Below are 12,928 nucleotides of genomic sequence, written 5' to 3' on the forward strand. Positions count from 1 at the left end.
AGCGACCGGGCCCCTGACGCCTGAAAACCCGAATTCCCGAAACAAAGCCAGATTGCGAAATAAATCCCACCATCAACCCTCATGCCGGACTTGATCCGGCATCCAGCAGCCACGCGTCTGCGTGGCGAAAGATGGAGCAGCGAGCGCCTGAAATCCGGATTCCCGAAACGAACCCAAACACGCAAAACGGCCATTTCCCGAAACAAAGCCAGATTATGAAACATCCCCCACCAACCCTCCTGCCGGACTTGATCCGGCATCCAGCAGCCACGCGTCTGCGTGGCGAAAGATGAAGCAGCGAACGCCTGAAAATCAGATTCCCGAAACAAACCCAAACACGCGAAACGGTCGATTCCCGAAACAAAGCCAGATTTCGTAAAAGCTCTGTGTTATCAATATCTTGATTCAATATCATAGCTCAAGATATTGATTTAATTGCATTTTCCTAAATTTCAATTCCATCTTGTCACGCGTCGCCGCAGCGAATAGAGTGCGCTTGGCCCAGCGAGATGCCTCCGGACCCGCGGAAAAGGTTCAGCCTGCTCGATCATTCATGACATTCGTCTGCCCCAGGTGCAGCCGGTTGCGGGTCTCGGTCCTTTGCACATGGAGGCATCATGAAAACCCTTCCCGCATCTCCGGATATTTCCCATCTCAAGAAGCAGTCCAAGCAGCTGCTGAAAGCCGCCAGGGCTGAAAACCCCGAAGCGATCGCGCGTTTTGTCGAGGCGTTGCCGTCCTTGCGGGGCGGCGTTGCGCCTACCGCGAAAGTGCTGCGGCTACACAATGCGCAATCGGTCATTGCGCGTGAATACGGGTTCCCGTCCTGGTCACAGTTGAAGCGGTATGTCGAATGGAAGCGCGGGGATCGCGCCGAAAGGCTGGCGAGCTGGTTGCGGCTTGTGCTCGAAGGCAACGCCGCCCGTCGCCGGCTCGCCATGCGCATGATGGATGAAGAGCCGGATCTGTTTGCCGGCGACCCATGGGTCGCGTGCGTCCTCGGCGATGTTTCGGTTCTGCGTGACATTCTTGAGCGCGATCCGGATTTCGCTCTGAAGACGGGCGGTCCTCTCGCCATGCCGCCGCTGGTCGCCGTCGCGCATTCGAAACTCATTCTCGACGGCGATCGCGAGGACGGCCTGCTCGCATCGGCGCGTCTGCTCATCGATCGCGGCGCGGATGTCAACGGACGCTGGTCCGACCCGCAATACAAGGACAGTTCGCTTTCGCCGCTATACGGAGCGGCAGGCGTCACCCACCATGCAGGTATGACGAAGCTGCTGCTCGACGCGGGCGCCGATCCGGATGACAACGAATCTCTTTATCATTCCATGGAGACAGGCGATCTCGCCTGCACGCGACTGCTTCTGGAGGCAGGGGCGACGGTTCCGGGAACCAACGCGGTGGGGCGGGCGCTGGACTACGACCGGCTGGATGCGCTGAAACTCCTCATCGATCACGGCGGCGACCCGAACGAGAATGCCTGGCTGCACCATGCCATTTTGCGCGGGCGCTCCCTGGAGCATATCAGGCTGCTTGTCGAGGCTGGTGGCGATACCAGCGCCGAAAACCGCGAAGGCGTCAGCGCTTTCCGCTGGGCCATGCTTCATGGCCGCGAGGATGTCGTGACCTTTCTCCAGGGTCTCGGCGTCGAGGAAAGCCCAAGCGACGAAGAGCGCTTTGTCGCAGCCTGTGCGCGCGGCGACGAGGCGGCGGCCCGTTCCATCCTTGCCGATCATCCCGATATGTTGTCACGTTTGTCAAAGGCGCAGCTGAGGATGCTTCCGCAGCTTGCGGGCGTTGGCGCGATCGACGCCGTCCGCACGATGCTGGCGGTCGGCTGGCCGAGAGAGGTCAAGGCGGGATGGCATGCGACGGCCTTGAATCACGCCGTATTTCAGGGAGACGCCGCCATGACGCGCTTGCTCATGGAGGCGGGCGCCGACTGGCGCACTGAGCACGGTTTCGGCGACAATGTTTTGGGCACTTTGTCCTTCGCCTCGAATGCGGAGGACATCGCCGACCCGGCGCCGCTGGATTACGTCGGGTGCGCCGAGGCGCTTGTCGAAGGCGGGGCGCCGGTTGAAGCCTTCGACGATTACGTCTTCTCTCCGGAGGTCGCGGCCTGGCTCGAAACTGCGTAGCGCCGTTATTTCATGCGAAAGCGCGCGCCCGGCGCCGGCGGGGTCTCCACCGCGCCGGCGAAACACTGGGCGTTCTGCATCCAGTATTTGGCGACCGGGCCGACAGCCTCGATCCGCGTATCCGCAACGTTGCGGGTCTGGGTCACCACCTGGCAAAAGCCAGTCGCCGAACCCGAGACGCGGTTGTCTTCCTGCGGCTCGTTCCATTCCCACGTCTCGCCCGATGGCGCAGTCAGTGAAACGAACGGCGCTGTGTCCGGAACCGGTTTCCCGCGATTGGCGAAAGTCCAGCTGAAGGTGGTCACGCCCAGATGGGAGATGTTCCTGATCCGGTCGGTGTCGACCCGCTCCTCGCCGAGCACATCGAAGACCTCCTGGCCGTGCGCCCAGGTCTCCATCTGGCGCGCGGTAATGCAGGAGCGCGCGCTCATGTCCGGTCCGGCCCAGGCGAGACGCGCCTTGGGGTCGGCTTTCGAGTAGGCTTCAGCCAGTTCTTCGAAACCCTCGCGCCAGGACGCTGTAAGGCGCAGGCCAGTCGTGTCCCCCAGCCAGTCATACTGCGCCTGACGCAAGGACTTGCCTTGCTGGAAAGCCTTGGCGATCGGGCCCATGAAGGCGCCGAACGCCGCGCGGTCCCTCAATGTCAGCAAAGCGCCGTGATTGAACATGTGCAAATGTCCGATCACATCCTCGATCGTCCACTCCTTGAACTGCGTAACGGTCTTCAACTGCGCCGCGTCGAGCGGTGCGACAAGAGCGTCAAGGGCTCTGGATTCCTCAAGAAAGTCTGTGGCTTGCTGCATGTCCGCGCCTCCTCGATTGCGCTTGCTCGGCTCAATTATCGTTGATCTCAAAAAGCATGGCGCCGTTGGCGATCTGGCGACTGGTCTCTGCGCCGATCGCTGCGACGATTCCGTCGATGGGCGCAACGATTTCGTGCTGCATCTTCATGGCTTCCACGACGCCGAGCCGCTGGCCTTTGGTCACGGCGTCGCCGATTGAGACGCCAATCTCCGTCACGACACCGTGCATCGGCGCGCGCAGAAGGCCGGCTTCAGCGCCGTCCTGTGAGCCCGACTGCAATCCATCGAGACGTCGAAAGCACAACTCCCGGCCTTTCAGCGCGACAAAGACGGCGTCGCCATCGATCAACGCTGCATCGAGGCGCAGGCGCTTGCTATCGACGACGAACTGCAGCGGGTCCGAAGGATCGGTCTGTACAGTTCTCGTCGCGCCGTCCATTTCAATCGCGTAGCAGCCATTGCCTTTGGCGGTGAGGCGCAGCGCCGGCGCTTCCGCCAGGCCTATGCGAACGGGAAGCAGTGGCGAACTCGACCAGTCGAGCAGGGCGGGAGAAACCGAAACGGCCTTTTCATGCGCCTGTCTGCGCCGATCAAGATAGACGAGAACGGCGGCGATCGCTGTCGTATCCGGATCGGCTTCGTCCTGTTCAAACGCCAACTGACCGACCAAATCCGTTGTCGCCTGGCCTGAGGCAAAGGCGTCGGAGGTCAGCAGGGTCTTCAAGAACGCCTTGTTGGTCTGCGGGCCGAAGAGGATTGTCTGGTCGAGCGCCGTTACAAGCGCCTGCCTGGCGCTCTCGCGGTCTGGCCCGTGGGCGATGATCTTGGCGATCATGGAATCATAGAACGGCGAGATTTCCAAGCCGGCCTCGATGCCAGCATCAACCCTGACGCCGTCGCCCTCAGGCGGCCGCCAGAAATGGATCGGACCGGTGGACGGCATGAAGGCGTCGTCCTCGGCGCACAGCCGCGCCTCGATCGCGTGCCCATGGAAGCCGATATCCTCCTGACGTAGAGCGAGCGTTTCGCCGCGCGCGATACGGATCTGCCATTCCACGATGTCGAGGCCGGTCACCATCTCGGTCACCGGATGCTCGACCTGCAGCCGCGTGTTCATTTCGAGGAAGTAAAAATCGCCGCTTTCCGTCAGCAAGAACTCCACGGTCCCGGCGCCGACGTAATTCACCGCCCGGGCGGCGTCCACGGCGGCCTTGCCCATGCGTTGGCGCAGCTCGTTTGTCAGGGCCGGGCAGGGTGCTTCCTCCAACACCTTCTGGTGGCGCCGCTGGACCGAGCAGTCGCGTTCGCCCAGATGGATGCAATGTCCGTGCGCATCGGCGAGAATCTGGATCTCGACATGACGCACGTTCTCCATCGCCCGTTCGAGGATCAGTTCGTCCGATCCGAACGCCGCACGCGCCTCCGTGCGCGCAAGATCGAGTTCGCCCTTCAGGGCGTCAGCGTTCCTGACAAGGCGCATGCCGCGACCGCCGCCGCCCGCCGTTGCCTTGATCATCAGTGGAAAGCCGATCTCTTCCGCAGCCCGCACAAAGGCGTCGTCGCTCTGGTCTCCGCCTTTGAAGCCGGGAATGCACGGGATGCCCGCCTGTTCCGCCAGCGCTTTTGCCGCAGCCTTGCTTCCCATGGCCCGGATGGCGTGTTCGTCCGGCCCCACGAAGATAAGGCCTGTGTCCTTGCAGGCTTTCGCGAAGTCCGGATTTTCCGAAAGAAAACCGTAGCCTGGGTGAATGGCTTGAGCATTCGATTCAAGCGAAAGTGCGATAATCTGCTCGATGGAAAGATAAGACTCGGCCGCAGCCGACCCCTCCAGAGCGACCGCTCTGTCGGCGAACTTTACATGCGGCGCGGCGCTGTCTGCCGGCGAGTGGACAGCGATTGTCTCAAGCCCCATGCGCCTTGCCGTGCGCATGATGCGGAGCGCGATCTCGCCGCGATTGGCGACGAGAAGCGTGTCGAAGGTTTGCGTCATCGCGCCCAGTCCGGCTTTCGTTTGCCAAGGAAGGCGGCGATGCCCTCGCGTCCTTCCTGACTGGTCATGCAGTTGGCGAAGCGATCGGCCGCAAGGTCGATCAGTTCATCGGTGTCCATCTGGCCGACGCTCAGGAGAATTTCCTTGGTCGCCGCGTTCGCCTCCGGCCCACACCTGAGGACCGCCTTGCGGATCTCCCTTTCCTTTTCGGCAAGTTCATCGGCGGTGTCGACAACCTCGTTGGCAAGTCCGAGTGTCAGAGCCTCGTCGCCGTCGAACCGCGTCGCCGTCAGCATGATGCGGCGGGCGGTTCGCAGCCCGAGCCGGCGGACAACATAGGGCGCGATCTGCGCCGGCGGAATACCAAGCGTTGTTTCGGTCAGGGAAAACTGCGCGTCACGGGTGGTGATGACGATGTCGCCAGCACACAACAGGCCGAGCCCTCCGGCCATGGCGGCGCCTTCGACCAGCATGACGACCACCTGGGGCATGCCGTCGATCAGCGCGAAGAGCTCGCCAGCGTCGCGGCTCGCGTCGCGGATCGTCGCCACTGGATCGGCGGATTCCTCCGCCTCCATGAAGCCTTTCAGGTCGCCGCCTGAGCTGAAGACCCCGCCATTGCCGCGGAATGTAATGCCGCGAATCGTGCTGTCGTCGCGCGCCTGATCGAGGACGGAGGTCAGGGCCGTCACCGTGTCCGACGACAGCGCATTGCGTTTCTCAGGGCGGTTGAATCGGATTGTCAGCCAATGGTCCTCATGGACCAGTTCCAGACCGCCGGATTCCTGCAACATGGGGTTCTCCTTACATCCTCGCCACGCCGAAACTGTTCGGATGGAGCCGTCGCCGCCGCGCTTCCCGGCAGGTTTCCAGCGTAAAGCCCAGCACCTTGCGCGTGTCGCGCGGGTCGATAACGCCATGGTCCAGCATGTGGCCGGAGGTATAGAAAGCGTCGGACTGTCCGTCGAACAGACCGACGATCTTGTCGCGCTGTGCTTTCAGCATTGCCGGATCGAGCGTCTTGCCGCGCCGGGCCGCCGATCGGGTCATGACTTGTTCCATCGTCAATGCAGCTTGCTCGCCGCCCATCACTCCGGTTTTCGCGTTCGGCCATGAGAACAGGAAATCCGGCGCGTAGGCGTAGCCGCACATGCCGTAGTTCCCGGCGCCGAAGCTCGCGCCAACATAGAAGGTGATCTTCGGAACCCGCACATTGGATACGGCCTGGATCATCTTGGACCCGTGCTTGATCATGCCGGCGTGCTCATAATCCGCGCCGACCATGTAACCGGTGGTGTTCGAAAGAAAGACCAGCGGAATGTCGGCCTGGTCGCACAATTGCATGAATTGCGCAGCTTTCGTCGCGCTTTGCGGATCGATTGGTCCATTGTTGCCGAGAATTCCGCAGGAATGGCCAAAGACATTGGCCTGCAGGCAAACCGTGGAGACGCCGTAGTCTGGCTTGAAATCGCTGAAATCGGAGCCGTCCACCAGCCTTGCGGCAAGCTCGCGCATGTCGTAGGGGCGTCGGTAGTCGACGGGCGCAAGCCCCGCGATTTCGTCCGCCGACGATACTGGCTCCGCAAAAGCCCGGGCGGGCGGCGCGGCGCAGTCCTTGTTCCAGTCGAGACGCGCGACGATGTCGCGGGCGATCGCAATGCCGTGGGCGTCGTCCTCGGCCAGATACTCCACCAGTCCGCTGACGGATGCGTGCATTTCCGCGCCGCCAAGCGTCTGGTCGTCTGATTCTTCGCCCGTCGCCGCCTGAACGAGGGCTGCTCCGGCAAGCGCCGCCATGCCGTTCTTGCGCACGCCAATCACATAGTCGCTCATTCCGGGCTGGTACGCCCCGCCTGCGGTCGACGGGCCGTGCAATACGGTGATGACCGGAACGCCGGCGGCCGACAGTTTCGCAAGGCCGTGAAACATGCCCCCGCCGTGCGCCCAGAGCTCCACCGTGTAGTCCATGAGATTGGCGCCTGCGCTTTCCACGAGATGGATGAAAGGCAGTTTCTGCTTCAGGGCGATGTCCAGACAGCCGAGCGCCTTGTCGACCGATCTCGGGGTGGAAGCGCCGGCGTTGATGCCGCTGTCGTCGACGAAGACCAGGCAGCGCACGCCGCTGACGAAGCCGATGCCGGTGATCATGCTGGCGCCGGGCACGCTGGTCTCCGGGTCGCCATTGTCGGCCAGATAGCCGGCCATGTTGTAGAGCGCGAGATAGGGCATGCCCGGATCGAGCAAATGCGAGAGCCGTTCCCGCGGCGTCAATTGTCCGCGCTCCTCGAAACGGGGCCGGCGCTCCTCGGACTTCGCCGCGGCGCGGTTTTCCAGATCCCGCAGTGTTTCCACAAGACCGAGCATTGCGGCGCGGTTTTCCGCGAAACTTGCAGACTGGACGTCAAGCGAGGAACGATAGACGGGCATGTGCCTAATCCGGTTGATGTGCTGGTTCGCGATCCTGCCGCCTTTCAAGTCGCTTTGCCAGTTCATTCGGGACAAGAATCGGCGCCGCAAGCAGAATTTGGGCGTAGGCCTTGGCCTGCGGATCGTTTCTCAGACTCGCGACCCCACCGCCGCCAAGGCAATCATGCAGGAGAAAATTGATCGCGTTAAGACCTGGCAGATAAAACCGCTCGACCCGGCCTTGAAGAAAATGTGCGAACCGGTCGGCGACGAAATCCTCCGTCAGTTGCTCCCAAAGATAGGGCAGCACATCCGGGTCTCGGGCGATCACGCCGATATTGGCCTTGTCACCCTTGTCGCCGCTGCGCGCCAAAGCGATGTCGATCAGCCGAAGCGTCGTCATCTGCGTCGCCGCTGCCGGGGTGGCCGGCGAGGCCGGCCTGACGATCGGACTGGGGCCGGTCGTGGGCGCGTGCTTAACCGTCCGGGTCGCGTCACCCAGAGTGACGGTCAGCGCTACGTCGTCGCGCGGCAATAGAAACGAATAGAGCCTGACAACCGGCGAGGGGTGGGGGCGCGTGCCGGCGAAGCCGCTCAGGCCCGGCGGCCCTGACAGGCCGAGCCCGACTGCTTCGCGGAACAGCAGCGCGATCGCCTTTTCGTCTGAGTGTCGGGCGGCGAGCTTGACGCAGACCTCGCGCCACTCCTGCGCGCGGGCATGCGCGCCATACTGGCTTTCGGCGCCGATCACCTCGACGCTGGTTTCCGTGTAATCTGGAAGGTTGGCGCCGCGAAGTATATATCGCGCCCGGTTGATTGCGGCGTCTGCGAAGCGCTTCGCTTTTCTGTCGGCGTCGAAACCTGTGAAGCTGAAGAGATGGCCGCCCCGGTATCCGTCCATCCATGTTGCGCAGACTTTCAGCGTCTCAGGCGGCGGCGCTCCCTTCGCGCCCGTCACCGCGACAATGTCGTCTCCCGCCTGTTCGAGCCGGACCTCGCTGAAATCGCAGGTCACGTCCGGCAGTTTGTAGGCCTGCGGATCGCCGATCTCATAGAGGATTTGTTCGGCCACCGTGTCGGTGGATACAAGTCCGCCGCTGCCTTCCGGTTTGGATACGGCAAACCGTCCGTCAGGCTCGACCTCGACGATGGGATAGCCGATCCTCTCAATCGTGTCGGCGCAGAGCTCCCAGTCCGTGAAGTTGCCGCCGGTCGCCTGCGGGCCGCATTCGATGATGTGTCCGGCCAGACTGCCGGACGCCAGCAGGTCGTAGGAACGGGCTTCCCATCCATGCGCATGAATGCACACGCCGAGCGTGACGGCGGAATCGACGCAGCGACCGGTCACCACGATGTCGGCGCCCATATCCAGCGCGTCGGCGATTGCAAGAGCGCCCGTATAGGCGTTGACGCTTGCAATGCGATGCGGTTCGGGGAAGGGGGCCTTCGTGTCGAGTTCCAGGGTATTCGATCGGGACAGGCTCTCGACGCGTTCCGTCAGATCGTCGCCCGCCACCCACGCAACCTTGAGGACGAGACCGGCGGCGGAGATCGCCTTTTCCAGCGCCGCAGCGCAAGCGCGCGGGTTGAGCCCGCCGGCGTTCGAGACGATCCTCACGCCTTGTTCGGCGATGCGCTCCAGATTAGGTGCGATGGCAGCCGAAACGAAATCGGTTGCGTAGCCCAGCGCATCGTCCTTTGCGCGCGCTCGCGCAAGGATCGACATGGTGATTTCCGCCAGATAGTCGTAGACGATGAAGTCGACGCGACCATTGTCGAGCAACTGGCGCGTCGCCAGCGCTGCATCACCCCAGAAGCCGCTCGCTCCGCCGATCCTGACAGGTCTGTCGCTCATAAGCCTCCCTGGCGAACGAACCGCCTCCTCGATGCGGATCGATCCGTCGATCTACATAAGATGATCGGACAAGGGGATGCAACCGCTCCTGTCAGCCCTCCCAGCCTTCCAGCTTCATGTCGTGCGCGTAGCCGCGCCCCTCGCGTTGGTCGGCTGGCGGAATGAAAAGGAATTCCGGCGTTCGCCGGCGGTATTCATGCATATGGACGATCACCGTGTCGCGGTCGGCGAGCACAACGCCATAGGCCGGTTCCTCCATGTTGCCCGGAACCCGCATGATGTCCGGATTTTCACTCTCGTCGCGCAGATCCAGCGCAAGCTGCTGGTTGGTGCTGCGCATGCAGGAGACGGGCACACCGCGCCAGCTTCCGAAGATCGGCCGGTGGATGTGGCCGAAGAACAGGTGACGAATGCGCGCCCGATGCGGTTCGAGGATCGACCAGAGCGCTTCGCTGTCAAGCATGCGGCTGCCGTCCATGCCGACGATCCCGACCTCGAAAGGCGGATGATGCATGAAAAGGAAGACCGGTTCGTCGTCGGCGTCCAGTTGCGCCTTCAGCCAGGTCTGCCTTTTCTCGCAGTAGTGCCCGGAGTGGACGCCTTCCTGCAACGTCTGGAGAAATAGACACTTGCCGGCGTCGGTCCGCCAAACGCCCTGGACGAAACCATTGCCGTCATCGAAGGCGTCGGGAAAATGGCGGCGAAGCTCCGCCACGGCGTCGTGATTGCCGACCATCAGGACGAGCGGGATCTTGAGGCCTGACACCGCCTTTTTGATAGCCTCGTACTCTTCCGGCCCGCCCCAATGCGTCAGATCACCGCCAATGACCGCAAATTCGGCGTCGGCGTGTTCGGCGTTGATGCTTTCGACAGCGCCGGTCAGGCGTTTCGCCGGGTCTGAGCCGTACATGGTCTTGCCTTCGCCGACCACATGAACGTCGGTGAGATGGATGAATTTCGCCATTTCGGAAATACCCGCCTGAAGTTGGAAGCAGGCCGACTATAGTGGCCGCATATCAGGTCGCAAGGGCGTCGAGGTGTGTTCAGCCCCGTTTCGGCCCGATCCGGTTTCTAAGGATCCCCAAGCCCTCGATTTCGAGTTCGACCACATCGCCGGGATTGAGGAAACGGCCAAGTTCAAGGCCGCATCCGCCGCCGACCGTTCCAGATCCGATGAATTCTCCCGGATAAAGCGTCTCGTCGCGCGAGACGTGGGCGATGATCCTGGCGAAGGAGTGGTGCATCGCGGAGGAGTTGCCACGGGACCATTCCTCGCCATTGACGCGGGCGACCATGTTGAGATTGTCGCCATCGCCGATCTCGTCGCGCGTGACGAGCCACGGTCCCATTGCATTCGCGGTCCTGAAATCCTTGCCCTTGGATGGTCCGAGCCCGCCCTGCATTTCGGCGATCTGATGGTCCCGGGCGCTGAAATCATTGAAGATCAGGAAGCCGAACACATGGTCCATGGCGTCGTCTTCGGCGATGTCGGATCCTTGCTTTCCGATGATGAGTCCCAGTTCAAGTTCGTAGTCCAGTTTTGTTTCGCCGAATGGCCAGAGAATCTCGTCATCGGGTCCGGAGACAGAAAACCGGTTGCCCTTGTAGTAGATCGGCTGATCGTACCAGACCTGCGGGATGACGACGTCGTCCGGAGAAATGCGCGTTTTCGCCTGTCCGAAAAGATACCGGTTTGCGCGCGCCTGGCGCAGGTGCATTTCGAAGGTCAGGGCGTCGCGCATCTGCGGCGGGCAGGGCACAGGCGCCAGCAAACGGACCTGGCTGGTATAGATCTTTTCTGCTTCATCGATCGCGTCTTGGGCGGAGGCCAGGCCGTTCCCGCCGGCTTCGATCAGGGATAGCATGTCGGAAAAGGCGGGATGGAGATTACGGTCCAGAACGGCGATGCGGCCGTCATGCGCAATCGCGCCGATTTCGGGCGCTTCCGCTCCCGGTCGTTCGAACGTCAGGAGTTTCATGCCGTCTCTTTCAGATCTTCATAAAGTTCCGATACGCGCGTGCCCGCGACGTATGTCCTGGCGAATGAAGGCCGTTGCTGGATGGCCTCCCACCACCGTATGAAATTCGGAGCATTGACCCAAACGTGGGCGAGGCCGAGATCGCGCATGCGGTCGACCGTGGGCGCCACACAGATGTCCGCGATCGTGAACTGGTCTCCGCAAAGCCAGGCGTGGTCGGCAAGCGTCTTGTCCATGCGCGAGATCGTGTCGCCGAGCCTTTCGATCGATTCCGCCAGCTTGCTTTCGGTAAATCCGGTTTTTCCCATTTCCTTGTAGAAATGACGGCGCAGCGGCCGGTCGTCCGCGTTGGATTGGATCTCTTCGTTCGAGTAATCGCGATAGTGCCGGGAGAACGCCTTGTTGAAGGAGGGGACTCGTATGGCGGCAGTTGGCACTTCCTCCAGATAGCGCATCCATGCCCGCATGCGGGCGCGTCCATAGGCGTCGGGGGGCGAAAGCGGCGGTTCGGGAAACACTTCTTCGAGATATTCCATGATCACCGAACTGTCGATGACGGGCCTTCCCTCATGCAGCAGCGTCGGCACCACGCCGTTGGGATTGAGCTTCAGATATTCCGGCGTGAGCTGTTCGTTCTTGCGAAAGTCGATCTTGGTGTTCGTGAAATCGACGCCTTTCTCGTAGAGACACATGCGCGTTTTCTGGGAGCAGGTTGAAATCGGATTGTTCAGAAGTTCGAGCGTCATCATTTTCCTCCGCTATGGGCTCCACAGGAGCACGGCTCGTCATGCGGGCAGGTCGCGCCGCGCCTGTATCTCAACATCTGCCGCATGATTTCCGGACGCGGCGGCGCGATCCGGCCATGCGACAGGTCGCGGTAGATCGAGGCGACATTGGCGACCACGCGTTCGCGGTCGAGCCAACTGTCAAATTGGTCGAAGGCGATATCCCACGCAGCGGCCTCCCAGGTCATTCCCGCCTCGTATCGTTTCGTCGCCTCATTGCGTGTATGGACGAGGTAGTCGCGCAGGTGCCGTAGCTCGGCCTTGGTTCCGACCGGTCCGTGGCCAGGAACCACCGTTTCGACGTCCCAGTCTAGGATGAGGTCGCAGGCCTTGATCCAGTTGTCGATCGGGCCCGCCCAGATGATGGGATGACCGCCCGAAAACAATATGTCGCCGGTAAAGACGGTTTTCGCATCCGGTATGTGAACCACGATGTCCCCGCGCGTATGGGCGGGGCCGAGTTCGACGAGTTCGACCGTGCGGCCGCCCACCTCAAGGGTCTTGTGGCCGTTGAACAGCTCTGTAGGCGGACGGTGAACCACGTCAGAAAAATCGAAGCGCACACCCATGGTTTCGTGAAGGAAGGCGCCGATTTCGCCGTGGTTGCGCCAGTTGCGCACCATCTCGGCGAAGACCTCGGCGGGGCGTTCCTCCATTTCCTCAGCACAGGCCGTCGATCCGATGATCCGGGCGTCGCCGGCGAGCGCATTGCCGAAGGTGTGATCGCCATTGGCGTGGGTGTTGACCAATATGTCGATCGTTTCGGCTTCCGGCGCGGCGCGGCGGTAGGCGTCCAGCATGTCGCGTGTCAGGCGGCCGGTAAACAGCGTGTCGACCAACAGGCTTTCGCCCTGCGAGACAACCAGTCCACTGTTGCTCCATCCCCAGGACCCGTCTCCCTGAATATAGGCGAAAAGGCCGTCGCCGAGATCAGTCAGTGTGCGTGTTACATTCGTTGCCAAGTGC

The 12,928-nt window shown here is 62.0% G+C and carries 10 protein-coding genes; 1 reads left to right on the forward strand and 9 read right to left on the reverse strand.

Annotation, left to right across the window (positions count from 1 at the left end):
* The first annotated feature begins 617 nt into the window (after positions 1 to 617).
* Positions 618 to 2,144 (forward strand): ankyrin repeat domain-containing protein, encoded by a 1,527-nt coding sequence (locus AAFN47_RS09100; RefSeq protein ID WP_499808897.1) that lies wholly within the window; start codon positions 618 to 620, stop codon positions 2,142 to 2,144.
* Positions 2,145 to 2,149: 5 nt separating this feature from the next.
* On the opposite strand, the gene AAFN47_RS09105 is transcribed toward AAFN47_RS09100, so the two are convergent.
* The 9 genes from AAFN47_RS09105 to AAFN47_RS09145 all read right to left on the reverse strand — a co-directional run bounded on the left by AAFN47_RS09105 (position 2,150) and on the right by AAFN47_RS09145 (position 12,924).
* Positions 2,150 to 2,947, reverse strand: a complete 798-nt coding sequence (locus AAFN47_RS09105; RefSeq protein WP_499808898.1) for a TIGR03084 family metal-binding protein — start codon at positions 2,945 to 2,947, stop codon at positions 2,150 to 2,152.
* Between the two features lie 31 nt (positions 2,948 to 2,978).
* On the reverse strand, positions 2,979 to 4,937 hold the full coding sequence (locus AAFN47_RS09110; protein WP_499808899.1) for an acetyl/propionyl/methylcrotonyl-CoA carboxylase subunit alpha: 1,959 nt from the start codon (positions 4,935 to 4,937) through the stop codon (positions 2,979 to 2,981).
* On the reverse strand, positions 4,934 to 5,731 hold the full coding sequence (locus AAFN47_RS09115) for an enoyl-CoA hydratase/isomerase family protein (RefSeq protein ID WP_499808900.1): 798 nt from the start codon (positions 5,729 to 5,731) through the stop codon (positions 4,934 to 4,936). Before AAFN47_RS09115 ends, AAFN47_RS09110 begins: the two co-directional genes overlap by 4 nt.
* A gap of 10 nt (positions 5,732 to 5,741) precedes the next feature.
* Positions 5,742 to 7,364, reverse strand: a complete 1,623-nt coding sequence (locus AAFN47_RS09120; protein WP_499808901.1) for an acyl-CoA carboxylase subunit beta — start codon at positions 7,362 to 7,364, stop codon at positions 5,742 to 5,744.
* 4 nt (positions 7,365 to 7,368) lie between these two features.
* A complete protein-coding gene (locus AAFN47_RS09125) occupies positions 7,369 to 9,198 on the reverse strand; it encodes an acyclic terpene utilization AtuA family protein (RefSeq protein WP_499808902.1) in 1,830 nt (609 codons plus the stop codon).
* Between the two features lie 91 nt (positions 9,199 to 9,289).
* Positions 9,290 to 10,162 carry a phosphodiesterase gene (locus AAFN47_RS09130; protein WP_499808903.1) on the reverse strand — a complete coding sequence of 291 codons (873 nt, stop codon included), beginning with the start codon at positions 10,160 to 10,162 and terminating at the stop codon, positions 9,290 to 9,292.
* Between the two features lie 79 nt (positions 10,163 to 10,241).
* Positions 10,242 to 11,177 (reverse strand): fumarylacetoacetate hydrolase family protein, encoded by a 936-nt coding sequence (locus tag AAFN47_RS09135; protein ID WP_499808904.1) that lies wholly within the window; start codon positions 11,175 to 11,177, stop codon positions 10,242 to 10,244.
* A complete protein-coding gene (locus AAFN47_RS09140) occupies positions 11,174 to 11,923 on the reverse strand; it encodes a glutathione S-transferase family protein (protein ID WP_499808905.1) in 750 nt (249 codons plus the stop codon). Before AAFN47_RS09140 ends, AAFN47_RS09135 begins: the two co-directional genes overlap by 4 nt.
* Complete coding sequence (locus AAFN47_RS09145) at positions 11,923 to 12,924, reverse strand: MBL fold metallo-hydrolase (RefSeq protein ID WP_499808906.1); 1,002 nt, start codon at positions 12,922 to 12,924, stop codon at positions 11,923 to 11,925. The genes AAFN47_RS09140 and AAFN47_RS09145 overlap by 1 nt, the downstream gene beginning before the upstream one ends.
* Positions 12,925 to 12,928 lie beyond the last annotated feature (4 nt).

Source organism: Hoeflea sp. CAU 1731 (genome assembly GCF_039888615.1).
In the GTDB taxonomy this organism is placed as follows: Bacteria; Pseudomonadota; Alphaproteobacteria; order Rhizobiales; family Rhizobiaceae; genus Flavimaribacter.